A 26572-nucleotide genomic window follows, 5' to 3' on the forward strand; every position below is an offset into this window, starting at 1 on the left:
CGATCCCGTGCCCTGGTGAACGTCCGGTCGACTGCGGCGGTATTTCCCGTGCAGTGCGCCGGGGCGTTCCTCATGGCCAGGACGTGAGAGAAGCTCTATGATGACCATCATGCCCTGGTTGATTCCCACACTCGGCACCTCGAATTCCCGTATGCGGGAATTCGACGCCGCTGAGCGCGCGATCATCAACCAACGACCTTTCCTCGTCACCGTGGGTTTCGTCCTGGTGCTGGCGGCGGCCGTTCTGCCGCAGCTCTACAAGGACCCGTTGTTCCTCGCGGGGATCGTGGTCGCCGTGCTGACCAGGGTCCCCAGTTCGCTGCCGTCGCTGCGGCACCGTTCCGAACTGCTGAACTGGCTCACCCCGCTGCTGCAGTTCCTCGCCATCGCGCTCCTCCGCGCCGGCGGCAGTGACAGCCTGACGGGCCTGAGTCTCATCGCCGTCTTCCCGGTCTTCTGGATCTCCTGGATCTTCCACGGACACCGGTGGATCCACGTCCTGAATCTGGCGGCGACGTTGCTGATCGTCTGGAACCCGATCCTCCTGGCGGAGGTGAAACTCACGGCGACGTCGATCCTCGGGCTCGTCCTCGTCCCGGCGATCCTGTGCGTGGTCGGCGTCTTCACCTCGAGCGTCAGCGAGAGCATCCACACCCAGCAACGGGAGCTGAGGGTCAAGGACAGGGAGCTGCGGGCCGTCGCCGCCGAGAGCCAGCATCGCGCGCACCTGCTGGACACCGTCATCGAGGCGGTCCCCACCGGGGTGGTGGTGGTCGACGGCGACGGCAGGGAGATGCTGATGAACAGTCACCAGAGGCAGCTGCACCAGCTGGCACGGCCCAGGGAGGTGGGCGTTCCCCGCGAGGACGAGCTGCTCATCTTCGACGCGGACAAGACGACGTTGCTCGCCGCCGGGGACCGCCCGGTCCGCCGGGCCATCGAGGGTGAGGAGGTGGCCAACCAGCTCATCTGGATCGGGGACAGCTACCTGCGGGCGATGTCGGTGTCGGCGAAGCCGATCCAGGACCAGGACGGGGCGTCCGCCGGTTCGGTCATCGTCTTCAACGACGTCACCGAACTCATGGAGGCGCTCAAGGCCAAGGACGACTTCCTGCGCCGGGTCAGTCACGAGCTGCGTACGCCACTGACGTCGATCCTCGGCTACGTCGACCTGGCGTTGGAGGAGGTGTCGGGGGAGGAGCCCGACCTGGAGCAGCTCGGGACCAACCTCGAGGTGGTGGAGCGCAACGCCGAACGGCTCCTGCTGCGGGTCTCGGACCTGCTGGAGTCGGCGGCGCGGCCGTCCGTGCGGCCGCGCACGGCGGACCTCGCCGAGGTCGTCCGTTCCAGTCTGGAGTCGGCGAAGCCCTTCGCCGAGTCCGCCGGGGTCTCCCTCGTCGACGCCACGACCACGGGGCTCCACGGCGAGTTCGACCCGGCACGCATGCACCAGGTCTTCGACAACCTGATCACGAACGCCGTCAAGTACTCGTCGTCGGGCGACACGGTCACCGCCACCTGCCGGACGGTCGGGGACGGCCTGGAGGTCTGCGTCAGCGACACCGGTCGGGGATGGGGGAGGAGGACCGGCTGCGGGTCTTCGACCAGTTCTTCCGGAACTCGGAGGTCAAGGAATCCGCGATCCCGGGTCTCGGGCTCGGGCTGACGATCGCCAACGCGATCGTCCGCGGGCACGGCGGCGGCATCACGGTGGCGAGCACGCTGGGTGAGGGCACGTCGTTCACGGTGCGGATCCCGTCGGCTACCTTGCACTCGGCGGGGGAGACTGCTAGAAACGGGAGTTAGCACTTGCTCTAGTGGAGTGCCAGAACGAAGAACAACAGATTTCAAGTCTCACTCAGGTGTAGTGAGGGTGGACGTCGCGGCATGCGTCCTCCCGTGCCGTCGCGGGCGCTGGACCTGATCCGAACGTGTCGCTCCTATCTCTACAACGGAGGATCAAGAGCCACATGGCAAAGATGATTGCATTCGACGAGGAAGCTCGCCGCGGTCTGGAGAAGGGTCTGAACACCCTCGCCGACGCGGTGAAGGTCACCCTCGGCCCGAAGGGCCGCAACGTTGTGCTCGAGCGCAAGTGGGGTGCCCCGATGATCACCAACGACGGTGTCACCATCGCCCGGGAGATCGACCTCGAGGATCCCTACGAGAAGATCGGTGCCGAGCTCGTCAAGGAGGTCGCCAAGAAGACCGACGACGTCGCTGGCGACGGCACCACCACCGCCACCGTGCTGGCGCAGTCCCTGGTCAAGGAGGGCCTGCGTAACGTCGCGGCCGGCTCCAACCCCATGGGCATCAAGCGCGGCATCCAGGCCGGTGTCGAGAAGGTCACCGAGGCACTGCTCGCCGGCGCCAAGGAGATCGAGACCCGTGAGCAGATCGCCGCGACCGCCGGCATCTCCGCCGCGGACGAGAAGATCGGCGAGCTCATCGCCGAGGCGATGTACGCCGTGGGCGACGGCCAGCTGAACAAGGACGGCGTCATCACCGTCGAGGAGTCCAACGCCTTCGGCGTCACCCTCGAGACCACCGAGGGCATGCGCTTCGACAAGGGCTACCTCTCGGCCTACTTCGCCACCGACGTCGAGCGCGGCGAGGCCGTCCTGGAGGACCCCTACATCCTCCTGGTCTCCTCGAAGATCTCCAACGTCAAGGACCTGCTGCCGCTGCTGGAGAAGATCATGCAGTCCGGCAAGCCGCTGCTGATCATCGCCGAGGACCTCGAGGGCGAGGCCCTGTCCACCCTGGTGCTCAACAAGATCCGCGGCACCTTCAAGTCCGTCGCCGTCAAGGCCCCGGGCTTCGGCGACCGCCGTAAGGCGCAGCTGCAGGACATCGCCATCCTCACCGGTGGCCAGGTCATCGCCGAGGAGGTCGGCCTCTCCCTCGAGACCGCCGACCTGCCGCTGCTGGGTACCGCCCGCAAGGTCGTCGTCACCAAGGACGACACCACCATCGTCGACGGCGCAGGCTCCTCCGAGCAGCTCGCCGGCCGCGTCCGTCAGATCCGTCAGGAGATCGACAGCGCCGACTCCGACTACGACAAGGAGAAGCTGCAGGAGCGTCTGGCCAAGCTGGCCGGCGGCGTCGCGGTCCTCCAGGTCGGTGCCGCCACCGAGGTCGAGCTCAAGGAGCGCAAGCACCGCATCGAGGACGCCGTGCGCAACGCCAAGGCTGCCGCCGACGAGGGCATCGTCGCCGGCGGCGGCGCCTCGCTGCTGCAGGCCGCCCACGTGCTGGACGGCAACCTCGGACTCGAGGGTGACGAGGCCACGGGTGTGCAGATCGTCCAGGCCGCCCTGTCCGCACCGCTGAAGCAGATCGCCTTCAACGCCGGCCTCGAGCCCGGCGTGGTCGTCGACAAGGTCTCCGGTCTCGAGGCGGGCCACGGCCTGAACGCCGCGACCGGCGAGTACGTCGACCTGCTCACCGCGGGCATCTCCGACCCGGTGAAGGTGACCCGTTCCGCACTGCAGAACGCCGCCTCCATCGCCAGCCTCTTCCTCACCACCGAGGCTGTCGTCGCCGACAAGCCGGAGCCTGAGGCTGCCGGCGCCGGTGCCGACGAGATGGCCGGCATGGGTGGCATGGGCGGATTCTGATCCACCCGCCGCTCCCCGTGTGAGCTGACATGGGCGAACCCCGCCCCCGGACCGCGACTCTTCTGCGGCCCCGGGGGCGGGGTTTCCGTGTGTCCGGGGCAATGCGCCACATCATCACCCCCGACCTCCTCTGACCGGGGGTGATCTGGTGGCGGCGTCGTGTGGGGACGTCTGTGACGCACTACGATGGGGGACATGACCAACGACAGTGGCGATCAGGGTGCAGCGGCCGAGCAGGACTTCCACATCGTCGACCTGGCGTCCACCGAGGGCTACATCGTGGACGACTCGGACGAGGACGATCCGGTCCTGATCACGCCGGACGGCCACCGCGTGGACACGTGGCGGGAGAACTACCCCTACAGTGAGCGCATCGGCCGCGAGGAGTACGAGACGACCAAGCGCTCCCTCCAGATCGAGCTGTTGAAGTGGCAGAACTGGACCAAGGACACCGGTCAGAAGCACATCATCCTCTTCGAGGGACGCGACGCCGCCGGCAAGGGCGGCACGATCAAGCGCTTCAACGAGCACCTCAACCCCCGTGGTGCGCGCACCGTCGCGCTGGAGAAGCCCAGCCCGCGTGAGTCCACGTCCTGGTACTTCCAGCGCTACATCCAGAACTTCCCCTGCGCCGGCGAGACGGTCTTCTTCGACCGCTCCTGGTACAATCGTTCCGGTGTGGAGCGCGTGATGGGGTTCTGCACCGACGACCAGCACGCCGAGTTCCTGCGGGAGGTGCCGATGCTGGAGAACATGCTCATGGGCTCCGGGATCAGCATCACGAAACTGTGGTTCTCGGTGACGCAGAAGGAGCAGCGCACCCGTTTCGCCATCCGCCAGGTGGACCCGGTGCGGCAGTGGAAGCTCTCACCGATGGACCTGGCGTCCCTGGACAAGTGGGACGACTACACCCGGGCGAAGGAGGAGCAGTTCCGCTACACCGACACCAACGAGTCGCCCTGGATCACGATCAAGTCCAACGACAAGAAGCGTGCACGGCTCAACGCCATGCGCTACGTGCTGAGCAAGTTCAACTACACCGGCAAGGACTACGACGTGGTCGGTGAGCCGGACCCCCGGATCGTGAAGCGCGGACGCGACCAGATCGGCGACTGACGCACCGTCGCCGCGGCGGCGCCTGCCGCGGCGGCGACGCCCGCCGGTGGCGTCAGGCGGACGCTGCGTCCTTCACGCCCTTGGCGTCCTTGGCGCTCTTCGAACTCCCGGTAGCCCCCTCGGCTGCCGGGATTTTCGCGTCCGCGTTCAGCCCTCCGACCTCGCCGTCCTCGTCGATGTCCACGCCGTCGAGTTCCTCGCCGTCCTCCTCGGCGGCGATGATCGACTTCGCGAGCTTCTTCAGGTGCTTGAGCTGCTTGGAGGTCGACTCGTCCAGGGCGTCGTCCTCGGCGGTCTGCACGATGGGGGAGAGGACGAGCTGGGCCTTGCGGCCCTTCTTCGTCACCGAGATGATCTGCCGGCGACGGTCGTTGGGGTCCTTGTCCCGCTTGGCCAGCTTGCGCTTCTCCAGCGAGTCCACCAGCCGCACCATGTCGGAACGGTCCACCCCGATGATCTCGCCCAGCTCCGCCTGGCTGGCGGCGTCCCCGTCGACCAGGTAGGTCAGCACCCAGTACTCCCGGAGGTTGAACCCCTCGGACATCAGTGCGGTCTCCACGAACGTGCGGGTACGCCGGCGCAGCCGTTCGAGCTGGAAGGACGGCGACTTCAGGAGCTCGCTGGGGAGGTTCGCGGTATCCGGCATGTCCCCACCCTAACGGGTGTCGAATGGGATGTACGAACTATGGGGGTCCCCCGCTATCGCGGCGGGGATGTTCCCGCCGGGTTGACCGGTGTGGTGCCGGCCCCGGCCTAACCCTCTGCTAACCCTCGGTGCCGATGATTGGCAGTCCCGCGTCGCGCCAGCCGATGGTGCCGGAGCCGACGTTGATGGTGTCGATGCCGTTCATCTCCAGCCACTGAGCGGCCTTCGCCGAACGCCCGCCGGACAGGCAGATCAGGTAGATGTCGCGGTCCAGGTCGAACTCACCGTAGCGGGCCTGGAGCTCGGAGAGCGGCAGGTTCGTCGCGCCCTCGGCGTGCCACTGGTTGAACTCGTCCGGCTCACGGATGTCGATGAGCTGTGCCCCTGCCGGGACGTCGGTCGGTGTCACTGTCTCGAAATCACTCATGGTGCCCCAGTGTACGCAGAGGCGGGTGGCTGGCATCCCGGTAGTGTCGATGCCATGGCAGACGACGAGGCAACAGCGGCCGCGGAGCTCCGCGTGGAGATGCAACGTATCGCAGTACCACCGCCGGAGCCCGCGCCCGCCGGTCACCGGACACTGCCGGTGGAGATCGCGACCTGGATGATCGAGGATGACGGGTATCCGCTGCCGTCGCTCGGTGACACCGAATCGTTTCTCCTGGTGTTCGCGGAGGTCACCGACGGGGACCACGGTGGTGTCGATGTTGTGACGCTGGATGCCTGGGCGGAGGAGGTCCGCTCGCCGACCTGGCGCGTCGAGCAGGGTGGCACGTGGCGGTGGTGGACGATTCTGCGTGGCGACGGGTGGACGGCGCAGTGGGCGGCACCGCGGCCCGTGGTCGGCTATGTGAGGGTGACCGGCAGTCTGCACCACGATCCTTACCGGATCGGTCTTCCCAACATATCTCCGACGAGGGGCCGGGTATGCCGTATCCAGCTGGCAGGTGACGACCTAGAGGTCGATGTCGGAGCTGTGCGACTGCCATTCCCGTCCGGGAGGGCCAAGGGCCGCTATGTCGGCGTTCGGTCAGTACGGTTCACACTGGATCTCGACGAGGCAACATCGCCGGAGCCGTGGAAGGCGACACCTACTTGGTTCGAAGGATTCGCTGTCAGCCTAGGCGGCTCCGCGAATCAGTCCGAGAAGTCGGGGAAGTCGGGGAAGTCGGGGATGTCAGCGACCCTCTGGCGTGTTGATGAGTCGCTTCCCCTGGTCTGGAAGACTGACCTGCACAGTGGAGAGTCGGAGACAGTGACTCTCCCGGTGAAGATCAGCGAATTCAAGCAGTATACGCGGGTGATTCTGGGTCCACAGGGAAACGGGTGTGTGGTGGCGCTCAAAGGTCACCGCAGACTTCTGCTCGAGGGCGGCGACGACGGTAGCGGTATTTCTGTGAGCGAGGTGCCGGTTCCGCCGGTCCTGATGGATGACATGGACCAGGTTGTCGATGCGCCGGAGGCATGGGGCGGTTGGATTGTCGGCAGATATGAGGAGGCTGATCTGCAGGCGTCGCGTACGGAAGACCGGACGTGGCACGGCCCAGAGCAACGGGGCGCCCTGCATCTCGGACACGTCAGCGATGAAGGGTATCTGAGCTGGCTGAACAAGGACGACGCCAACGGACCGACCACGTGTGCCCGGATACTTGCCACGGACGAGGTGGTCATGATCTGGAAGAACAACGAGCTGCAATACCTCGACTCTGGTCTGCAGGCCGTCGGCGAGTCGCGACTGCCCGACGACGTCTCGTCCGAGTACATGGAGGTCGACACCGCGGGTCCCTGGGTGACCGTGAGGTCGGTCGTCATCGGAGGGGCTGGCAGGGGGTCGGGGTCATCGGGGCTGAGGATCTCTCTGGTCGACCCCGGGACCCTGGACGTCGTGTTCAGTGAACCCTGTGGTCCGCGCGCCCAGGTGCAGGCGGACGGCCGGGACACCGTGTGGCTGGCCGACGGCGATCTCCAGCGCGCCACCCGCGCCGCTGACAACGACTGGACGACCCGCACGCTGTGGCGCGAGCAGGAGTCCACGGAATAACGAAACCCCCGCCGCCGTGAGGTCACGGCGGTGGGGGAGGAGGGGACGCCCGGGGCGTACAGCACGCCCGGGGTACCCGGTGCGTCCGGGGCGTCCTACTTGTGGCGCTCCACGGCCTCGGCGAGGATGCGCTCGGCCTCGGCCTTGTCGCCCCAGCCGGACCCGTTGACCTCCTTGCCGGGCTCCAGGTCCTTGTAGTGGACGAAGAAGTGCTCGATCTCGTCCTTGACGTCCTGCGCGACGTCGTCGATGTCCTGGAACTTCTCGAAGCGCACGTCGTCGACGACGCAGAGCAGCTTGTCGTCACCGCCGGCCTCGTCGGTCATCTTGAACACGCCGACCGGGCGGGCCTCGACGATGACGCCCGGGAAGACGGACTCCGGCAGGATCACCAGGGCGTCCAACGGGTCGCCGTCCTCACCGAGGGTCTCGTCGATGAAGCCGTAGTCGGCCGGGTAGGCCATCGGGGTGAAGAGGTAGCGGTCCAGGTAGACCTTGCCGGTCTTGTGGTCGACCTCGTACTTGTTGCGGGAACCCTTGGGGATTTCGATGGTGACTTCGATGCTCATGGGAGGTCAGTTTACCCTGCCCGCTCCGCGCTCGACGCGATTGCCGCCAGGGTCTGTTCGATCCCCTCCCGCAGCTCCCCCTCGAAGGTGTCGTTGCCGCCGAGCGCCGTGGCGACGAGAACCCGCGAGAGCAGGGACGTGTCACCGTCGACGATGCGCGACTCGGTCAGTTCGGTGGTGCCGTCACCGTTGTCGGTGAGTTCGAAACGCCAGTGCGAACCGTTGATCGGGATCCGCCACTCCAGGGTCTCGGTGGGACTCCACCGGGTGATCTTCGACCACGTCGGCCAGAACAGCACGCCCCGGCGGTTCAGATTCAGCGTGGTGGTGCCGACCCCGGGCGTGCCGCCGAGGATGAACATCTTGCGGCACTGGGGGCTGCGCTCACCGATGGCGTCGAGGTCGGTGACCGCGGCCCAGACGGCGTCGGGGGAGGCCTGGACGGTGCGGGAGGCGGTGATCAGTTCGGTGGTCATGGGGCAGACACTACGGTCCGGCACACCTCCGCCGCAGTGTTTCGGCGAGGAAACCGCCACTCTGCCGCGACTCTGTTGCGACTCTGGCGCCGCCGGGCGCGTGCCAGCCTGGGAGACCCCGGAGCCGTCCGATACTCTGGTGGGGATTCAGTACCGCTCCGATCCGCCCAGACCCGACCCGCCCACGCAGGAAGGCACCGATGCCCCGATGAGCAAGTCCGCCTCGCGCCGTTGGCTCTACGGCATCCTCGCCTTCGTCATCGTCGTGGCCGTCGTGGTGGCTGCCGCCCTGGTCATCCACCAGCGCAACGCCTACACCGTGGCGGACGCCCCGGAGCTCCCGGAGCCCACGCCGGTCCTCGCCGCGGCAGAGACCGAGGGCGCGGCACCGGACGTCAGCGACGAACTCGCCGCCCCGGCATCCGACCCGGCGTTGGGGACCCTGTCCGGCCACGTCACGGACATCGCCACCGGCGAGGAGCTCTGGTCGCAGAACCCGGACAACATGCTCGTCCCGGCGTCCGCCACGAAGCTGGCCACCGCCACGGCCGCGTTGCTGACCCTGGGCGACGACGACCGCGTCGCGACCCGCGTCTACCGCGGCACGAAGCCCGGGCAGATCGTGCTCAAGGGTGACGGCGACATCACCCTGGAGCGCTCCGAGGGGTCCGGCTTCTTCACCGACCCGGCCAACATCGACGACCTCGCCGCACAGGTCAGCGAGGCGCTCGGGGAGGACCAGGTCACCGAGGTGGTCGTGGACAATTCCGTGCGCGCCGGGTCGCTGTTCAACCAGACCTGGTCGCGCGACGACATCGGCATGGGCAACGTCGCCCCGCTGTCGGCGGTGATGATCGACGCCGGGCGCCTGGACCCGACCGACTCCTACTCGCCGCGCTCCACCACCCCGGGGGCGGACGTGGGCGACGCACTGGCCTCCGCGCTCGGGGCCGACGGTGCCACGGTCACCACCTCCGACAGCGAGGTCGCCGTCGGGGAGAACGCAGCAGACACGGCAGATGCAGCAGACGCGCCACTGGGCACGGTCAACTCCGCCCCGCTGACCACGCGGGTGCGCGACATGCTGCTGCACAGCGACAACCTGCTGGCCGAGGCCGTCGCCCGCGAGGTCGCCGTCGCCGGTGGCGAGGAACCCACGTTCGAGGGCGCGGCCAAGGCCACGCTCGCCGCGCTGACCGAGGAGGGCCTCGACGTGGACGACGCGGTGCTGCGCGACAACTCCGGGATGAGTGAGGCGAACCGTCTCAACGCCCGCATCCTCGACGGTCTGATCACCGCCGCCGGCACGGACGACGACCTGCGCGTCCTGCTGGACGCCCTGCCGGTCGCCGCGGGCGACGGCACGCTGGTCGACCGCTACGGTACGGACTCCGGTGCCTCGCAGGCGGCCGGCTGGCTACGTGCGAAGACGGGCACGTTGGACGGGGTGAACACGCTGGCCGGCACCGTGACCACCGAGTCCGGCCGGGCGCTGAGCTTCGCCTTCCTGTCCAACGGTTCGGACATGGACGCAGGACGCGCCGCCCTGGACCGGTTGGCGGCGTCGCTGCGCGCGGCGGCGTGACGGTCCCCCCCGGGCTGCAGCCGTGATCGACACACCCCACACCCTCGCCGTGCGGCGCAGTCTGCGCCGGTTCCTCGACGAGTACGCCGGACGTCTCGGCGGACGCACCGGCGCCGAGGTCGTCTGCGGCGTCTCCGGCGGCGGCGACTCGGTGGCGCTCGCCGCCGCCTGCGTCCACGCCGGCCTGCAGGTCACCACCGTCACCGTGGACCACGGCCTGCAGGACGCCTCGGCGCAGGTCGCCGAGGACGCCGCCCGGGCCTGCGCCGGGGTGGGGGCGAGGGCGGCCACGGTGCGGGTGCAGGTCACCGGTACCGGCGAGGCCGGCGCGCGGGTGGCCCGTTACCGGGCGCTGGGCGAGTACGCGGACGGGCGTCCCGTGTTCGTCGCGCACACCGCCGACGACGACGCCGAGGGTCTGCTGCTGTCGCTGGCCCGCGGGTCGGGCACCGGTAGTCTCGCCGGGCTGCGCGAGCTCGCCGAGGAGCACCCGGTGGTGGACGCCGGTGCGGCGTGGCTGGGACGTCCGGTGCTCGGGGTCTCGCGTGCCGACACCCTCGGCAGCTGTGCCGAGCTGGGCCTGCCGGTGTGGCACGACCCGCACAACGAGAGTCCGGAGATCCTGCGTTCGCGGGTGCGCAACGAGCTGCTGCCGTTGGCGCGCGAGATCCTCGGTGACCGGGTGGGCGAGGCGCTGGCCCGCTCGGCGCGGATGCTGCGGCAGGACGCCGACCTGCTCGACGCCCTGGCCGCCGAGGTGCTGCAGGACGTACCGGGGGACGCCGGGGACTCGGCGCTGCCGGTGGACGCGGTGGCGGGGCGCGCCGCGCCGCTACGCCGGCGCGTCCTGCGGCGGTGGCTCGGCGGGGCTGCAGGTCCGCTGACGTCGCGGCACCTGGACGCGCTGGACGCGCTGGTCGCCGACTGGCACGGGCAGGGGGGCGTGGCGGTACCGTACCCGACCTCTACAATGGGGGACACCCGTCGTCTGGTGGTGCGTCGCCGCCGGACGGACACCGGCAGCAAGCTAGTACTAGAGCAAGAGGACAGGACCCCGTGATGATCGCCAAGAACGCCGACGTGCCGGACAACTGCTACCACGACGACGTCGAGGGGGTGCTCGTCGACGAGACCACGCTGCACGCCCGGATCGCCGAGATGGCCAAGGCCGCCAGCGACCGCTACCGCGGTGAGGACGAGGACACGATCCTGCTGTGCGTGCTCAAGGGGGCGACCTACTTTATCGCTGACTTCGCCCGGGCGATGGACATCCCCACGCAGATGGAGTTCATGGCGCTGTCGACCTACGGACAGTCGGCGGAGTCCTCGGGCACGGTGGAGATCCGCATGGACCTCACCCGTGACATCGAGGGGCGCAACGTGATCATCCTCGAGGACATCATCGAGTCCGGAATCACCCTGCACTGGCTCGTCGACCACCTCAGGGGTCGCGGGCCGAAGAGCCTGGAGGTGGTGACGCTGCTGCGTAAGCCGGAGGCGGTGCAGCGCCACGTGGAGACCACCGACATCGGCTTCGACATCCCCAGCGACTTCGTGGTCGGCTACGGGCTGGACTACGCCGAGCGTTACCGTGACCTGCCGTGGGTCGGCACGTTGCGGCCCAGCGTGTACAGCTAGGTGTACGGCTAGGAACGGCACGCCGCGTCCTGCGATACGCTAGTGGGACTATGAACAAGAAGAGGGTTCTGAGGATCGCCGCCATCGTCGCCGCGGTTCTCGTCGTCATCTACGCCTTCGGTGTGCTCACCGACTCCACGCGTGGTTACGACGACGTCGACACGTCCGTGGCAATGAAGCAGTTCGACGACAACAACGTCGCCGAGGTGCAGATCAACGACCGTGAGCAGCAGTTGCAGATGACGCTGCGCAACGAGATCAGCGTGGACGGCAAGGACGGCATCGACCAGGTCACCGCGCAGTACCCTGCGCGTGCGGCGGACACGGTCTTCGACCGCGTCGAGGCGTCGGACGCCGACAGCTACTCCACCAACGTCACCCAGGACAGTCTGCTGGGCTCGATGCTGGTGATGCTGCTGCCGATCCTTCTGATCGGTGGTCTGCTGCTGTTCTTCCTCACCCGGATGCAGGGTGGTCCCGGCGGTGCCTTCAACATCGGCAAGTCGAAGGCCAAGGAACTCAACGTCGACAACCCGGACACCACCTTCGACAACGTCGCCGGTGCGGACGAGGCGGTCGAGGAGCTCGACGAGATCCGTGACTTCCTGCAGAACCCGGAGCGCTACGAGCACCTGGGCGCGAAGATCCCGCGTGGTGTGCTGCTCTACGGTCCTCCCGGCACGGGTAAGACGTTGCTGGCCCGGGCGGTCGCCGGTGAGGCCGGTGTGCCGTTCTACACGATCTCCGGCTCGGACTTCGTGGAGATGTTCGTCGGCGTGGGTGCCTCGCGTGTGCGCGACCTGTTCAAGACCGCCAAGGAGAACAGCCCCTGCATCATCTTCGTCGACGAGATCGACGCGGTCGGCCGCCAGCGTGGTGCCGGCATGGGTGGTGGCCACGACGAGCGTGAGCAGACCCTCAACCAGCTGCTGGTGGAGATGGACGGCTTCAGCGACCGGGAGAACGTGATCCTGATGGCCGCGACGAACCGTCCGGACATCCTGGACCCGGCGCTGCTGCGTCCGGGCCGCTTCGACCGTCAGATCCCGGTGAGCAACCCGGACATCGCCGGGCGCGAGCAGATCCTGCGCGTGCACTCCGAGGGCAAGCCCCTGGCACCGGACGTGGACCTGAGGTCGCTGGCCAAGCGCACGGTCGGCATGTCCGGCGCGGACCTGGCCAACGTGCTCAACGAGGCGGCGCTGCTGACCGCCCGGGTGGACGGCAACGTGATCACCGGCGACGCGCTGGAGGAGGCGACCGACCGGGTGATCGGCGGTCCGCGCCGCAGCACGAAGATCATCTCGGAGCACGAGAAGAAGGTCACCGCCTACCACGAGGGCGGCCACACGCTGGCGGCGTGGGGCATCAAGGACATCGAGCGGGTGTACAAGGTCACGATCCTCGCGCGCGGGCGTACCGGCGGTCACGCCATGGCCGTGCCGGAGGACGACAAGGGCATGTACAACCGTTCGGAGCTCTTCGCCCGGCTGGTGTTCGCCATGGGCGGGCGCTCGGCGGAGGAGCTGGTCTTCGGCTCGCCGACGACCGGCGCCTCGTCCGACATCGAGCAGGCCACGAAGATCGCCCGTTCGATGGTCACCGAGTACGGCATGAGCCCGGAGCTCGGGGCCGTGAAGTACGGCGAGGAGCAGGGCGACCCGTTCGTGGGCCGTGGCGGTCAGGGTTCGCTGGAGTACTCCCCGGCGGTGGCCGCCACCATCGACGACCAGGTGCGCATGCTCATCGAGAAGGCGCACGGGGTGGCCTACGGCATCCTGCGCGACAACCGCGACTACCTCGACCGCCTGGCGGAGAAGCTGCTGGAGAAGGAGACCTTGCGTCGTCCCGACCTGGAGGCCATCTTCGACGACATGGAGCCGGTGGAGGTCAGCGACGTCTTCCCGAACCAGGACGCCGGCCACCCGAAGGATTTCCGCGAGCCGGTGAAGACCCCCACCGAGCTGGCCCGCGAGCGTGGCGAGGAGCTGCCCGCCCGCAACGACTTCTTCTCCGAGGCGCGTAAGGCGCGCATCGAGCGTCGGCGTCGTCAGCAGGCCGGCGAACTCGAGGAGCAACGCGACGGGAGCGAGCAGGACGGCCCCGCCGCACCGTCACAGTCGTCGCAGTCGGCTCCGGGCCGCTGGAGCGGTGCCTCGCACCCGGACCACCTGTGGGGTGGTCAGGACCGCGTCGACCCCGAGGCGGCCCCGGACGCGGGCGGACGTCACCCCGGTGAGAGCAGCTACGGTGCGGGACCGTCCGGCCCCGCCTCCGGCCCGGCGGAGCAGGAGCTCCGTGGTTTCCAGTTGCCGGAGAGCGAGCGACCGGACAACCCGTGGACGAGTGACGATGCGCCGACGCGTAACCTGAGGGCCCAGAATGGCGGGACCCAGGATGACGGCGGTCGCCATCACCGCCGCGACGACACTGACGAGAAAGACTGAACCGACACCGTGACTGACACTGAACACGACCCGGAGAACGGCGCAGCGAACGGCGCAGCGAACGCACCGGTCTCGCTGAGTACCGGACGTCCCTTCGACCAGGCCCGTGCCGAGGCGGCCGTGCGTGAACTACTGCTCGCCGTGGGTGAGGACCCCGACCGCGAGGGGCTTCAGGAGACCCCGGCGAGGGTGGCGCGTGCCTACCGCGAGTCTTTCGGTGGGCTGTACGACGATCCGCGGGAGGTGCTCGCCAAGACCTTCAACGAGGACCACCGCGAGCTCGTCCTGGTCAAGGACATCCCGGTGTACTCCACCTGCGAGCACCACCTCGTGCCGTTCTACGGGCACGCCCACATCGGCTACATCCCCGGCGACTCCGGCACCGTCACCGGGCTGTCCAAGCTGGCGCGCCTGGCCGACGGCTTCGCCAAACGACCCCAGGTGCAGGAGCGTCTGACCAGCCAGATCGCCGACGCCGTGTCGGAGAAGCTGGAGGCGCACGCGGTGATCGTGGTCATCGAGGCCGAGCACCTGTGCATGGCGATGCGCGGTATCCGCAAGCCCGGTGCGACCACGGTGACCTCCGCGGTGCGCGGTGGTTTCCGTGAGGACGCCCGCTCCCGTGCCGAGGCCCTCAGCCTCATCCGCGGGCACTGAGCACGGCAGGCACCATGAGCGGAACGCCAGCATTCCCGACCGCGGTGATGGGGATCCTCAACGTCACCGACGACTCCTTCTCCGACGGCGGCATGTGGTCGACGACCGACCGCGCCCTGGCGCACGCCCGGGAGATGGTCGCCGCGGGCGCGCACATCATCGACGTCGGCGGGGAGTCCACCCGCCCCGGTGCCACCCGTGTGCCGGCGGACGTCGAGGCGTCCCGGGTGGTGCCGGTGATCCGTGAACTCCACGCCGAAGGCATCATGACCAGTGTGGACACCATGCGCTCCAGTACGGCGGCCGCCGCGATGGAGGCCGGGGCGGAGATCGTCAACGATGTCTCCGGCGGGCTCGCCGACGCCGAGATGTACGCCACCGTCGGTGACTTCGGGGCCGACTACTGCCTGATGCACTGGCGCGCGCAGCGTTTCGAGTCCGCGGAAGGACGCGCCGACCACGGCGGGGACGTCGTCGCCGACGTCTGCCGGGTGCTGGCGGAACTCTCCGAGAAGGCACAGGACGGGGGAATCGACCACGACCGCATCATCGTCGACCCCGGCCTGGGGTTCGCCAAGGACGCCGACGACAACTGGGCGCTGCTCTCGGGCATGCGTTCCTACCTGGAGTTGGGCCACCGGGTGCTCATCGGCGCGAGCCGCAAGAGGTTCCTCACCGCCCTGCGTCCCGGCGACGACGGTGCGCCGGGGACCCCGGAGTCCGCCGACGACGCCACCGCCGCGGTCAGCGCCCTGGCCGCGGCGTCCGGCGCCTGGGCCGTGCGCGTCCACGACGTGGCACCCAACCGCGCGGCCGTCGACGTCGCACACGCCGTGGCCACCGGCCACGGACCCGCACTACCTGGAGGATGGAGGGCCCGTCGTGGCTGACCGCATCGAACTGGCCGGCCTGGAGGTCTACGGCTACCACGGGGTCTACGACTTCGAGAAGGAGCAGGGCCAGAAGTTCATCGTCGACCTGGTGGTCTGGACGGACTTCACCGACGCCGTCGCCGACGACGACATCACCCGTACCATCTCCTACGTCGACCTCGCCGACATCGCCGTGGACATCGTCTCGGGGCCGAGCATGGACCTCATCGAGACCGTCTCGGCGACCATCGCCGACCGCATCAACGAGGTGGCCGGCGTGGTCGCCGTGGAGGTGACCGTCCACAAGCCGGACGCGCCGATCCACCACCCGTTCTCCGACGTGCGGGTCGTGGCGCGCCGGTCGCGCAAGAGCCCCGGGACGCGCACATGAGCGCCGATGGAGCCGTGCCTGTGGAGCCTGCGGTGCCGGCCGTCCTCGCCTTCGGCTCGAACCTGCCCGGCACGCTGTCCGCCCCGGAGGACCAGATCCGCCGTGCCGCGCACGCCCTGGCGGGGACAGACGGTGTCGACGGGGTCAGGCCGCTGGCCGCCAGCGCGATGTACGCCACCGCGCCGTGGGGGGTGACCGACCAGGAGGAGTTCCGCAACTGCGTGCTCGTCGTGGAGACCACCCTGTCCCCGCTGACACTGCTGCACCACTGCCAGGATCTTGAGCAGGCCGCGCGCCGCGTGCGCTCGCGGCACTGGGGGCCGCGCACCCTCGACATCGACATCATCGACTACGCCGGTGTGCGCAGTGAGGGGCAATGGGGCGAGGAGCTCGTGCTGCCGCACCCGTGGGCGCACCAGCGCGCCTTCGTCCTGGCGCCGTGGCTGGACGCCGACCCGCAGGCCGTGCTCGACGGACGGCCCATGCGTCAGCTGCTCGCCGACCTCGACGGTGGGGACGCTGACGCGCTCGCCGGAATCCGGGCGTTGCCCGACGTACGATGGGCCCCATGAACCAGACCAGTGTGGGGCTGCTCGCCACCTCGGCGGTCGCCGCCGGGGTCGTGTCCTTCGCCGCGGTGTGGGTGTTCTACGGCAGCTACCCGCCGATCCGGGTCAGCGGTTCGCTGGCGTTGTGGGTCTTCGCCGCCGTCGCCGGTGTGCTGGCCGTGATGGTGCGCCGCCGCATCGCCGACGGTGAGGTCGGGCAGGACCGGTCGCAGATGTCGCCGGTGTTCATCTCCCGCTGCGCGCTGTTCGGCACTGCCGCAGGCTGGATCGGTGCCCTGGCGGTCGGTTTCTACGGTGGGGTGGCGGTGTACGTGCTGCTGCGTCACGGCCAGCTGCTCGCCGCGCAGCAGGACGCCCCGGGGGTGGTGGTGTCGTTGCTGGCGGCGGTGGCGATGACGGTGGCCGGTGTGCTGCTGGAACGAAGTTGTCTGGTCCCTCCCGGCGATGCCGACGGTGAGGACGGGCGCGGCGATGTATTCTTGACGCCATGAGTTCCGCGTATTCGCCCGACGATTCGCACCGGCTACCCGATCCGTCGAGCCGGAGCGGTTCCTCCACGCCGGGAAATGGTCTGAAGCTGCTGATGTACCTGGTGTTCGTCCTCGCCCTCGCGGCGACGATCATCATGTTCTTCGTCGACTCGGAGAGATGGCTGAACATCGCCGTGATCACCTCCCTGTGGGCGGCGTTCTTCGGCGCGATCCTCGTGTCGCGCTACTCCGGCATCATCGGTGAGGAGCGCAGCCGGCGTCAGGAGCAGGAGCGCCGCCACAAGGCGGAGCTGGACCGCGAACGCTCGGAGTCACAGCGCCGCGAGGTGCAGTTGGAGAACGACTACCGCAACCGTCTCGGCAGCGAGCACGACAAGACCCTCGACGCCATCCGCAAGGAGCTCGAGGCGATGCGCGAACAGCTCTCCGACCTGTCCGGTGGGGCGTGGGACGGCGAGCAGGTGTCGCTGAAGGCCCGTGCCGAGCGCATCATCGAACTGGAGCGCAACGTCTCGCGTGCCGGGGAGACGGGCGGTCACCCCGGGGCGCACGAGCGCGCCGAGTCGGCTGCACCGGCCCAGTCGGCCCAGGCTGGGGCTCCCGCCCAGAAGAATGCCGAGAAGGGTGCCCAGAAGAATGCCCCGCAGGGCGGGCAGAACCGCTCCGGTGGACGCCGCGGCGGTTTCTCCACGGGCACCTTCGCCGCCGTGCGCTGGTCGGGTGCGGACAGCGAGGACACCACCCAGATCCCGATGGTCGTCGACACCCGCTCGATGGAGCCCACCGGTGGCACGTCGGAGACCGAGGCGGAGCAGGGGCAGAAGTCTTCTGAGGCGACCCCGGCAGCCGAGTCCCGCCCCCGCTGGTCGGAGCAGCAGGACACGCCGGCCCCGTCCGCCGAGTCCGCCGCTGAGCCCGCCGCCGAGCCGGCACAGCCCGCACAGCCGGAGCAGCGCGCCGAGGCGACGCCGGTGGCGGAAGAGCCGGCCGCTGCCCCGTCCCAGGGCCAGTCACAGGGCCGCCGCCGTCGTGCCGAGGAGGCCGAGGTCCACGGCCGTCGTCGTGCCGACGAGTCCGACCAGGGCGTCACCGTCGCCGAGCTGATGGCACAGATGAAGAAGAACGCCCGGTAGACTCGTCCCCCGTGAACGACACCGCACCCACCGACCGACAGGAACCACGCCTGTCGGTCGGAGTCATTTCCGCCGGGGCCGTGGGCACCGCCGTCGCCGAGGCCCTGCTGCGCGCAGGCCACCACGTGCACGGTGTGGTCGCCCGCTCCGCAGCGTCGCGTGAGAACGCCCGTGCACGACTGCCCGGGGTGGCCGTCCACGGCGACTCCGCCTCCGACATCGCCGAGGTCGCCCAGGCCGCACTGGTGGTGCTGGCCGTACCGGACCCGCAGCTGCCCGGGGTGATCGACCAGGTGGCCCGCACCGTGCGGGCCGGCCAGATCGTGGTGCACACCGCCGGTGCCCTGGGCTGCGAGGTACTCCAACCGGTCACCGACACCGGTGCACTGCCTCTGGCGTTGCACCCGGCGATGACCTTCCGTGGACGCCCCGAGGACACCGACAACCTCGCCGGCTGCGCCTGGGGTGTGACCACCGACTCCGAGACCGGCACGGCCGTCGCCGAGCTGCTCGTGGCCTCGATGTGCGGGATCGCCGTGCCGGTGGCCGAGGAGCAGCGCACCGTGTACCACGCGGCGATGGCGCACGGCGCGAACCATCTGGTCACCCAGGTCGTCGAGGCGATGCGCATGCTCGACCACGCGCTGAGCAACGACGCGACTGTGGCGGCGGAGGACCCGCGGGCGGCGTTGCTGCTGCGCCGGATCCTGCCCGCCGCGCTCACCGGGGCGTTGGAGAGCCGGACGGCCGCGCTGACCGGGCCGACGGCCCGGGACGACGCGGCCACCGTCCTGCGCCACGTCGCCGCGCTCGAGGAAGTCGGCGGGGGACACGGTGGGCTCGCGGCGTCCTACCGGCAGGACGCGCTCCGCACCGCGCGGGCGGTCGGGTCGTTGAACGTGGAACGCGCGCTCGACCAGCCCTGACTGGGGTGGGCGGTGCCGGGGCGACTAGGGTGTTCTAGCGTTCCGCGAATTTTCGTACCGTCACCCCGCAAGGAGAGTCACCGGTGAGTTTCACCCCGGGTCAGGCCACCGTCTACACCGACATCGACAGCATCGGTGAGCTCACCCGTGCCATGCGCAAGGCCGGACGCCCCGTCGTCCTGGTGCCCACGATGGGTGCGCTGCACGAAGGCCACCTCGCGCTCGTGCGCGCCGCCCAGGCGCTGCCGCGCGCACTGGTGGTGGTGTCCGTGTTCGTCAACCCGCTGCAGTTCGGTGAAGGCGAGGACCTCGACGCCTACCCGCGCACCCTCGACTCCGACGTGGAGAAGCTCACCGCCGCCGGCGTCGACGCCGTCTTCGCACCCAGCCCGCGGGAGATGTACCCCAACGGCCCTCGCACCACCGTCCTGCCGGGCGACACCGGCGCGACCCTGGAGGGTGCGCAGCGTCCCACGCACTTCGCCGGGGTGCTGACCGTGGTCTCGAAGCTCTTCCGCATCACCCACTGCAGCGACGCCTTCTTCGGGGAGAAGGACTACCAGCAGCTCGTGCTGATCCAGCAGATGGTCACCGACCTCAACCTCGGGGTGAAGGTCCACGGCGTACCCGTGGTGCGTGAGGCAGACGGACTGGCGAAGTCCTCGCGCAACGTCTACCTCTCCGGGGAGGAGCGCAACGCGGCGATGTCACTGTCCGCCGCCCTGCTCGCCGGAGCACACGTCGCCGAGGACGGGGCGGACGCCGTGCTCGACACCGCCCGCCAGGTGCTCGCCACCTCGCCGGGGATCGAGGTCGACTACCTCGAGCTGCGTGGTCTCGACCTCGGCGAGGCCCCCGAGAAGGGTGACGCCCGGCTGCTCGTCGCCGCCCGGGTCGGCGCCACCCGCCTGATCGACAACGTGGGCGTGCCGCTGGGCATCGGGTTCCGCAACATCGGTGACGAGCCGTGCGATGAGCAGGGCGAAGAAGCCGAAGCGGTTACGTCCGGCACGTCGAGCGAGTAGGGTACTGCACGTGATCCGCACCATGATGAAGTCCAAGATCCATCGGGCGACCGTCACCCAGGCCGACCTGCACTACGTGGGCTCGTGCACCATCGACGCCGACCTGATGGAGGCCGCCGACCTGCTCGAGGGCGAGCAGATCGACATCGTCGACGTCGACAACGGCGCCCGGCTGACCACCTACGCCATCACCGGCGAGCGTGGTTCCGGCATGATCTCGATCAACGGTGCCGCCGCCCACCTGGTCCACCCCGGTGACCTGGTCATCATCATCGCCTACGGCCAGTACAACGCCGAGGAGCTCAAGGACTACAACCCGCGGGTCGTCTTCGTCGACGACGCCAACGAGCAGGTCACCCTGAGCGCGGACCCGGCGGACGTGCCCGTCGGTTCCGGACTGCTGAACCCGCGCCACCCTGCGTAGGGGTCTAGCCGACCCCGCGGGGGTCGTCGGGGGCCGGTCGGGGGCCGGGGAGCAGAGGGACGGGGAAAATGTGACGGAGATCAATCACTGCACGGGCGTCCGGGGTGAACCCGCCGGTGGGGGAGCGGTAAACGTACCCTGACCTGCTGGTGGGGCGATCTTTTACGGGGTATTTCAGATGTACCTTTTAGGTCGAGGGGGCCTAGCGTTGGGGTCATGCACCTCACGAAGTTCACCGACCTGGGGCTCCGCTCGCTGATGATCCTCGGTGACACCGGGGCGGCCGGGGCGGTCGATCCGGCGCAACGACGCACCATCGGCGAGCTCGCGGTCCAGACGGCGGCACCGGCCTCGCACGTGAAGAAGGTCGTGGCCCGGCTGACCGGAGCCGGGATCCTCGGCTCGGTCCGTGGCCGCGCCGGTGGGGTGTACCTGGCCGAAGGTGCGCGGGCCGTCGACGTCGGTGCGCTGCTGCGTGAGCTCGAGGGTCGCCACGAAGTCGTGGACTGCGACGGGGACACCCCGTGCCCGCTCGCCGGCCGGGGCTGCTCACTGCGCCACCTGCTCGCCGAGGCCCAGGAGAGCTTCTACTCCACCTTCGACGGCATCACCCTGGGCACACTCATCGACCGCAACGCCGCGGGAGGGCCCCGCGGGGCGGTCGGTGTGGGCATGCCCCAGATCCCCGCACCACGGACGCGCCCGTAGTGGCGTCCACCCCGGACACCCGTACTCAGCTGTACAAACCTCTAAGGAAGCTCCCCGATGTCAACCACCGCAACCACCCCGTCCGCCCCGTCCACTGCCTCGCCGGCAGCTGAGCCTTTCCGCGCCGGGCGCCTCACCCCGGACCACGAGTCCACGGTGAGGGACACCCTGCCGCTCGTCGGGGCGCACATCAACGAGATCACCCCGAACTTCTACGCCCGCATGTTCGAGGAACACCCCGAACTCCTCCGGGACACCTTCAACCGTGGCAACCAGCGTGCCGGCGACCAGCAGAAGGCCCTGGCGGCCTCGGTCGCCACCTTCGCCTCGATGCTCGTCGACCCCTCCGCCCCGGACCCGGTGGCGATGCTGTCGCGCATCGCGCACAAGCACGTCTCCCTGGGGATCACCGCCGACCAGTACCAGATCGTGCACGACCACCTGTTCGCCGCGATCGTCGAGGTCCTCGGCGACGCGGTCACCCCGCCGGTCGCCGAGGCGTGGGACGAGGTCTACTGGCTGATGGCGCAGGTGCTCATCGACGCCGAGACCGGGATGTACCGTTCGGCCGGGGTCGCACCCGGCGACGTCTTCCGCGACGCGGAGCTCACCGGACGCCGCGCCCTGTCGGCGACGGTCACGGAGCTCACTTTCGCCGCCGCCGATGCCGCCACCGACTTCGCCGAGGCCCGCCCGGGGCAGTACGTCTCCGTCGGCGTGGTCATGGCCGACGGCGCCCGCCAGCTGCGCCAGTACTCCCTGGTGGCGTGGGACGACGACGGGTTCAGCATCGCCGTCCAACGCGACGGGGAGGTGTCCACCGCCCTGGTGGACGACCTCGCCGTCGGCGACCGGGTGGACGCCACCCTGCCGGCCGGTGACCTGGTGCTCCACCGCGACGTCCTCGCCGGTGCGGCACCGGTCGTCCTGGTCAGCTCGGGGATCGGTTCGACACCGATGACCGGTATGCTGTCGGTGCTGGCAGCTGCCGACACACGTCCCACGGTGACCGTCCTGCACGCCGACGGGGACGCCGCCTCGCATGCGCAGCGCGAGGCCACCGAGGGCTACGTCGAGGCCCTGCGGGCGGCGGGGGCGACGGTGCACGTGCGGACCGCCTACCGTGCCGACGGTGCCCGGATCGACCTGCCCACCCTGGCCGGGGAGGGCGTCCTGCCTGGCGGGGCGCACTGGTACCTGTGCGGCGGCAACAGCTTCCTGCAGGACGTCCGTGCGCAGCTCGAGGACATGGCGGATGACATGGCCGGGAGCCTGGCACCCGCGGGCGTCAACGTGGAACTGTTCAGCCCGAACGACTGGCTGCTGGGCGGGTAGTCTCGACGGTCATGAATGACCCTCATGCCCCGTTGAGCTGGCCCCTGCCGTCCGCGGACATCGTGGGAGAGCTCGCCGACGGCTCCACGCTGCGGCTGCGCGCCCCGGTGAACACCGACATCGCCGGTCTGGTCACCTCCAGCAGGCACGAGGACTCGCGGAGATTCACCTCCCTCTCGGAGAACTACTCCTCCCTCTCGGAGAACTACTCCTCCCGCGACGCCGAGATGTTCCTGCTCACCATGGCACGCTCACCGGCGGCGATGCTGTGGATCGTCGACGACCCGACCTCGCCGGGCGACTTCGGCGGCACGTTGGAGGTCCGCCTCGTCGACCGGCAGGACCGGTGCGTGGAACTCGGCTACACCACCGCCCCGCACCTGCGCGGCCGTGGCCTGATGAGCGCGGTGGTGGGCGCGGTCGTCGACTTCCTCTTCGACTACCGGGTGCACCGTGTGCAGATCAAGGCGAACCCGCAGAACGTGGCGTCCTGCGCGGTGGCGCTCAAGGCGGGGTTCCGGCACGAGGGCACGGCGCGCGACGCCGAGATGCTGCGCGGGGCCTTCAACGACCTCGACACCTTCGCCCGGTTGGCTACCGACGACTGAGGGCCCGGGCGGTCCGGGCGACCCGTGGGTCGGCGTCGTCGGTGAAGGCGGCGAGGACGTCCGGGGAGTCCGGTGTGATCTCGGCGAGCGCCTGGACCACGCGCAGGCGCGCATCCGGTGACGCGCCGGACACCGCCGCCACCAGGGTCGCGGGGATGTCGTCGTAGGACGTCGATCTGCGCGTGCGCATCACCGCGAGTGCCTCGGCGGCCTCCACGTCGTGGTCGCCGGTGAGCACCATCTCGACGAGCGTTCCCACCAGGGCGGGTGAGTCGGTGCGGCGGGCGAGGGCGAGCGCACAGGCACCGCGGACCGGGGGAGGATCGTCCAGCAGGTCGGTGAGGATGGTCGTGGCCCGGGCGTCGTTGATCTCGCGCAGCACCTCCACGACACGCAGCCGCACCGCCGGGTCGGCATGGGGGAGATGCCCCGACAGCTCCGCGGTGACGTCCCCTGCTACGTCCCCTGCCGCGTCCCCTGCCGTGCGCACGAGCGACCAGCGCAGCGCGCCGGCCACGTTCGGGTCGTCCTCCTCCAGGTAGAGCTCCACCAGCGCCCCCGCCGTGGGACGGTCGGACGCGGTGAGCGCGGCGGACTGGCGACGCGCCGGGTCGTCGGAGCGCAGTGCGGTGAGAAGGGAGGTGAGTCCGAGGACGTCGTCCCACGTGCCCGGGGTCGTGCCGGGGCGTCCGCGCACGGTGTCGAGGTGGTCCAGGAGCGCCTGCTCGGCGCGGATGCGGTCCCGGGTCTCGGCGCGCAGCCGGTCGAGGACCGCACCGACGTCGAGACCGGGGTCGTCCAGCGCGGTGCGGACCTCCGCGACGCCCATGCCCAGGGCACGCAGCGCCTCGGCCTTCATCAGCCGGTGCACGTCGCCGCGGTCGTAGTCGCGGTAGCCGCCGGACGTGCGGTTCGACGGGCTGACCAGGCCGTGCTCGTCGTAGTGGCGCAGCATCCGCACGCTCACACCCGACAGCCGGGACACCTCACCGATCAGCATCATTCGAGTCTATCCCGGGCCGGGCCCGCTGTGCCTCGTACTCGGCGGCGTCGAATCCGAGGTCCGGGTCGTCGAGCAGCAGCAGGGTGGCCGCGGCGTGGCGGGACCCGTGCGTGCGCAGGACGCCCCGGGCGTCCTCCCCGAGCTCCAGGTAGGCGCGGGTGAGGCTGCGGCGCAGCTCCCGGTCCCCGCGTCCGAGCTGTCCGCTCAGCCGGACGGCCAGGCGTGGTGCCTCGGGCTGAGGGACGAGCCCGACCGCCGCACGCCACGCGGTGCGCGCGACCTCGTCGTCGGCGTCCTGCAGCAGGTCGTCGGTGATGTGGGGGTAGGACGCCACCGCCGCCACCTCACCGATCTTCGACAGCGTGTGCAGTGCCTGCGAGCGCGCCTGCGCGGTGGGCGAGTGCAGTTGAGTGAGCAGGACGGGCACGACGTCGGCGTGGGGATGCCTGGTCAAGGCCCAGGTGAGCATGTCGCGCACGAAGAAGTCCGGTTCCACGGCGCACTGCGCGACGAGGTCGGCGACGTCCCCGGGGCGGGGGTCGCTGCCGGCGGCGAGTGCGGCGCGCATGCGGGAGCTTGCGTCCTGCGCGGTGAAGGCGGTGCTCAGGCGGGTGTTGGTGGTCATGTGGCCAGCAGACACCCTCACAGGGTGAGAGGGTCAAGCACATACGGAAATCGGCCGCTTGATCTGCACATGTTGGGGTGGCGGACACGATCAGGACGATCACCACGTGGTCGCTGGCCCGCGTCGTACGGCAGCGGCCACCCGGTCTCGACGGGTCGGCGTTCTGAACGGGGCGCCGTCGACCCTGATGTCAGCTGAGTCATGCCCCAGGTCAAGAATCGTCGATTTCTTGACCTGGGGCATGACTGAGATGACGGTGGTGGGGACTAGTGCGGCACCGGTGTCCGGGTGTCCCCGCTGTTGTCGGTTTCCCCGGAGGCCCCGGTACCGTCTTCGCCGTCTTCGCCGTCTTCGGCGTCCTCAGTGTCTTCAGTCTCCTCGGCCTCTTCGATGACCTCCTCGGTCACCGCCTCGGCGAGCTCCCCGGAGTCCATGTCGGACTCCTCGAGTTCCTCGGAGAGCTGGGACTCCTCCTCGGACCCGAAGTCCTGACCGTCGTCCTCGCGGCGTTCGGTGAGGTCCTGGATCTTCTCGCGGTGCCCGCTCTCCTCGGACAGGCGGGTCCGTGCGTAGAGCCACCAGCCGACGAGCATGACGACCATCGCCATGCCGAGGTAGCCGAGCACCGGGTAGACGTAGGTCATCAGGGTGTCGAAGCCGACGAAGCTCACCGCGTAGCCGACCGCGCACAGGGACAGGAACACCGGTGTGTACCAGCCCGGACGCGAGGAGGTGACGCGCTTGCCCAGGGCGTAGAACATGCCGATGGCGGTGTTGAAGATCATCGCGAAGATGATGAACACCATCACGTACGCCATCGCCGGGTGCATCGAGTCGAACAGCGTGAGCATCGGGACGTCGTCGCCGGAGACGGTCTCGATGTTCGCCAGCAGGGTGAACACCGCCAGGATCAGCAGGACGGTGTAGATGACGCCGCCGAGCAGACCGCCGCGTCCCGCGGCACGCATGTTCGCGTGGTTGCCGCCGATCACCAGGGACATCGACACGCCCAGCAACAGGGCCAGGCCGTTGTAGTTCAGTGCCGACAGCCACCACGGGCTCACCGGCGACTCCTCCTGGACGGCGATGTCGCTGACGGCGCTGAAGTCGTCCGGCAGGTTGAACAGGGTGTAGACGAACCCGACGAGTACGGCGATGATCAGCAGCGGGGTCAGCGCGCCGATGATGTCGCTGACCTTGTCCACGTTGAGGAGCCCGGTGACCATCACCAGCACCGTCATGACCAGTGAGCCGATCCAGGAGGGGAGACCGAACTGCTGCTCCAGGTTGGACCCGGCACCGGCGAGCATCACGAAGCCGATGCAGAACAGGGTCAGGGTGACCACGATGTCCAGTGCCCAGGAGGCCGCCGGGTGGGTGATGCTGCGGAACACCGCCTTGTGCTCGTCGGCGAGGAAGTAGCTGCCGAGCTGCAGGATCACCGCGCCGGCCACGGTCATCACCAGGCCGGCCAGGACCGCACCCCACAGGCCGCTGAGGCCGAAGGAGGCGAAGTACTGGATGACCTCGAGTCCGGTGGCGAATCCGGCGCCGACCAGCAGGCCGAGGAATGCCATGGATATCTTGAGTTGTTCCTTCACGGTTCCGGAGCCTCCTGAAGTCGTCCTCGTGCCTCACACGGGGTGGGGCGGGGGTAGGCTGCCGGA

25 protein-coding genes and 2 pseudogenes are annotated in these 26572 nt (G+C 69.3%); 20 read left to right on the forward strand and 7 right to left on the reverse strand.

The window, feature by feature from the left end:
• Positions 1 to 151 precede the first annotated feature (151 nt).
• The 3 genes and pseudogenes from ACT3TD_RS08035 (at position 152) to ppk2 (ending at position 4736) form a co-directional block, all read left to right on the forward strand.
• A pseudogene (locus tag ACT3TD_RS08035) lies at positions 152 to 1806 on the forward strand (sensor histidine kinase).
• A gap of 164 nt (positions 1807 to 1970) precedes the next feature.
• Complete coding sequence (gene groL / locus ACT3TD_RS08040; RefSeq protein WP_301444005.1) at positions 1971 to 3620, forward strand: chaperonin GroEL; 1650 nt, start codon at positions 1971 to 1973, stop codon at positions 3618 to 3620.
• 195 nt (positions 3621 to 3815) lie between these two features.
• Positions 3816 to 4736, forward strand: coding sequence for a polyphosphate kinase 2 (gene ppk2, locus ACT3TD_RS08045; RefSeq protein WP_301444006.1), 921 nt, complete (start codon positions 3816 to 3818; stop codon positions 4734 to 4736).
• 202 nt (positions 4737 to 4938) lie between these two features.
• Here the strand turns inward: ppk2 and ACT3TD_RS08050 are convergent.
• Positions 4939 to 5382: pseudogene (locus ACT3TD_RS08050) on the reverse strand (MarR family winged helix-turn-helix transcriptional regulator); the annotation flags it as partial.
• 118 nt (positions 5383 to 5500) lie between these two features.
• Positions 5501 to 5809 (reverse strand): rhodanese-like domain-containing protein, encoded by a 309-nt coding sequence (locus tag ACT3TD_RS08055; RefSeq protein WP_441579125.1) that lies wholly within the window; start codon positions 5807 to 5809, stop codon positions 5501 to 5503.
• Positions 5810 to 5863: 54 nt separating this feature from the next.
• Here ACT3TD_RS08055 and ACT3TD_RS08060 point away from each other — a divergent pair, with 54 nt between their 5' ends.
• Positions 5864 to 7423, forward strand: coding sequence for a hypothetical protein (locus tag ACT3TD_RS08060; protein ID WP_441579126.1), 1560 nt, complete (start codon positions 5864 to 5866; stop codon positions 7421 to 7423).
• 95 nt (positions 7424 to 7518) lie between these two features.
• Here the strand turns inward: ACT3TD_RS08060 and ACT3TD_RS08065 are convergent, their stop codons facing one another.
• Positions 7519 to 7992, reverse strand: a complete 474-nt coding sequence (locus ACT3TD_RS08065; RefSeq protein WP_301444161.1) for an inorganic diphosphatase — start codon at positions 7990 to 7992, stop codon at positions 7519 to 7521.
• A gap of 11 nt (positions 7993 to 8003) precedes the next feature.
• Entirely contained in the window at positions 8004 to 8468 is a 465-nt protein-coding gene (locus ACT3TD_RS08070) for an SRPBCC family protein (protein ID WP_301444162.1), read from the reverse strand.
• Positions 8469 to 8676: 208 nt separating this feature from the next.
• On the opposite strand from ACT3TD_RS08070, the gene dacB reads away from it, so the two are divergent.
• The 16 genes from dacB (at position 8677) to ACT3TD_RS08150 (ending at position 23277) form a co-directional block, all read left to right on the forward strand.
• A complete protein-coding gene (gene dacB, locus ACT3TD_RS08075; RefSeq protein ID WP_441579128.1) occupies positions 8677 to 10053 on the forward strand; it encodes a D-alanyl-D-alanine carboxypeptidase/D-alanyl-D-alanine endopeptidase in 1377 nt (458 codons plus the stop codon).
• 22 nt (positions 10054 to 10075) lie between these two features.
• Positions 10076 to 11113, forward strand: coding sequence for a tRNA lysidine(34) synthetase TilS (gene tilS, locus ACT3TD_RS08080; protein ID WP_441579129.1), 1038 nt, complete (start codon positions 10076 to 10078; stop codon positions 11111 to 11113).
• On the forward strand, positions 11113 to 11691 hold the full coding sequence (gene hpt, locus ACT3TD_RS08085; protein ID WP_441579130.1) for a hypoxanthine phosphoribosyltransferase: 579 nt from the start codon (positions 11113 to 11115) through the stop codon (positions 11689 to 11691). Before tilS ends, hpt begins: the two co-directional genes overlap by 1 nt.
• A 50-nt stretch (positions 11692 to 11741) precedes the next feature.
• Positions 11742 to 14138 (forward strand): ATP-dependent zinc metalloprotease FtsH, encoded by a 2397-nt coding sequence (gene ftsH, locus ACT3TD_RS08090; protein WP_444614981.1) that lies wholly within the window; start codon positions 11742 to 11744, stop codon positions 14136 to 14138.
• A gap of 75 nt (positions 14139 to 14213) precedes the next feature.
• Positions 14214 to 14795: a GTP cyclohydrolase I FolE gene (gene folE, locus ACT3TD_RS08095; RefSeq protein ID WP_301443572.1), complete on the forward strand. Its 582-nt coding sequence runs from the start codon at positions 14214 to 14216 to the stop codon at positions 14793 to 14795.
• Between the two features lie 14 nt (positions 14796 to 14809).
• Positions 14810 to 15685, forward strand: coding sequence for a dihydropteroate synthase (gene folP, locus ACT3TD_RS08100; RefSeq protein WP_441579133.1), 876 nt, complete (start codon positions 14810 to 14812; stop codon positions 15683 to 15685).
• Positions 15678 to 16058 carry a dihydroneopterin aldolase gene (gene folB, locus ACT3TD_RS08105; protein ID WP_301443570.1) on the forward strand — a complete coding sequence of 127 codons (381 nt, stop codon included), beginning with the start codon at positions 15678 to 15680 and terminating at the stop codon, positions 16056 to 16058. The genes folP and folB overlap by 8 nt, the downstream gene beginning before the upstream one ends.
• On the forward strand, positions 16055 to 16630 hold the full coding sequence (gene folK / locus ACT3TD_RS08110) for a 2-amino-4-hydroxy-6-hydroxymethyldihydropteridine diphosphokinase (RefSeq protein WP_441579134.1): 576 nt from the start codon (positions 16055 to 16057) through the stop codon (positions 16628 to 16630). The genes folB and folK overlap by 4 nt, the downstream gene beginning before the upstream one ends.
• Entirely contained in the window at positions 16627 to 17118 is a 492-nt protein-coding gene (locus ACT3TD_RS08115; protein WP_441579135.1) for a DUF3180 domain-containing protein, read from the forward strand. The genes folK and ACT3TD_RS08115 overlap by 4 nt, the downstream gene beginning before the upstream one ends.
• Positions 17115 to 18251, forward strand: coding sequence for a DUF6779 domain-containing protein (locus ACT3TD_RS08120; RefSeq protein WP_441588393.1), 1137 nt, complete (start codon positions 17115 to 17117; stop codon positions 18249 to 18251). Before ACT3TD_RS08115 ends, ACT3TD_RS08120 begins: the two co-directional genes overlap by 4 nt.
• 11 nt (positions 18252 to 18262) lie before the next feature.
• Positions 18263 to 19177 (forward strand): Rossmann-like and DUF2520 domain-containing protein, encoded by a 915-nt coding sequence (locus ACT3TD_RS08125; RefSeq protein WP_441579137.1) that lies wholly within the window; start codon positions 18263 to 18265, stop codon positions 19175 to 19177.
• 83 nt (positions 19178 to 19260) lie between these two features.
• Positions 19261 to 20202: a pantoate--beta-alanine ligase gene (gene panC / locus ACT3TD_RS08130; RefSeq protein ID WP_441579138.1), complete on the forward strand. Its 942-nt coding sequence runs from the start codon at positions 19261 to 19263 to the stop codon at positions 20200 to 20202.
• A 10-nt stretch (positions 20203 to 20212) separates the two neighbouring features.
• Entirely contained in the window at positions 20213 to 20626 is a 414-nt protein-coding gene (panD, locus tag ACT3TD_RS08135; protein WP_301443564.1) for an aspartate 1-decarboxylase, read from the forward strand.
• Positions 20627 to 20842: 216 nt separating this feature from the next.
• Positions 20843 to 21334 (forward strand): RrF2 family transcriptional regulator, encoded by a 492-nt coding sequence (locus ACT3TD_RS08140; RefSeq protein WP_441579139.1) that lies wholly within the window; start codon positions 20843 to 20845, stop codon positions 21332 to 21334.
• A gap of 57 nt (positions 21335 to 21391) precedes the next feature.
• Positions 21392 to 22669 carry a globin domain-containing protein gene (locus tag ACT3TD_RS08145; RefSeq protein WP_441579140.1) on the forward strand — a complete coding sequence of 426 codons (1278 nt, stop codon included), beginning with the start codon at positions 21392 to 21394 and terminating at the stop codon, positions 22667 to 22669.
• 11 nt (positions 22670 to 22680) lie between these two features.
• Positions 22681 to 23277, forward strand: a complete 597-nt coding sequence (locus tag ACT3TD_RS08150) for a GNAT family N-acetyltransferase (RefSeq protein WP_441579141.1) — start codon at positions 22681 to 22683, stop codon at positions 23275 to 23277.
• On the opposite strand, the gene ACT3TD_RS08155 is transcribed toward ACT3TD_RS08150, so the two are convergent.
• The 3 genes from ACT3TD_RS08155 to ACT3TD_RS08165 all read right to left on the reverse strand — a co-directional run bounded on the left by ACT3TD_RS08155 (position 23264) and on the right by ACT3TD_RS08165 (position 26506).
• Positions 23264 to 24277 (reverse strand): MerR family transcriptional regulator, encoded by a 1014-nt coding sequence (locus tag ACT3TD_RS08155; RefSeq protein WP_441579142.1) that lies wholly within the window; start codon positions 24275 to 24277, stop codon positions 23264 to 23266. The two genes, ACT3TD_RS08150 and ACT3TD_RS08155, sit on opposite strands and share 14 nt — an antisense overlap.
• The gene (locus ACT3TD_RS08160) at positions 24264 to 24905 is read right to left on the reverse strand and encodes a HEAT repeat domain-containing protein (protein WP_441579143.1); all 642 of its coding nucleotides are present in this window, start codon (positions 24903 to 24905) and stop codon (positions 24264 to 24266) included. Before ACT3TD_RS08160 ends, ACT3TD_RS08155 begins: the two co-directional genes overlap by 14 nt.
• Before the next feature lie 266 nt (positions 24906 to 25171).
• The gene (locus ACT3TD_RS08165) at positions 25172 to 26506 is read right to left on the reverse strand and encodes a YkvI family membrane protein (RefSeq protein WP_441579144.1); all 1335 of its coding nucleotides are present in this window, start codon (positions 26504 to 26506) and stop codon (positions 25172 to 25174) included.
• Positions 26507 to 26572 lie beyond the last annotated feature (66 nt).

The organism is Corynebacterium sp. AOP36-E1-14 (assembly GCF_052377495.1).
GTDB lineage: Bacteria > Actinomycetota > Actinomycetes > Mycobacteriales > Mycobacteriaceae > Corynebacterium.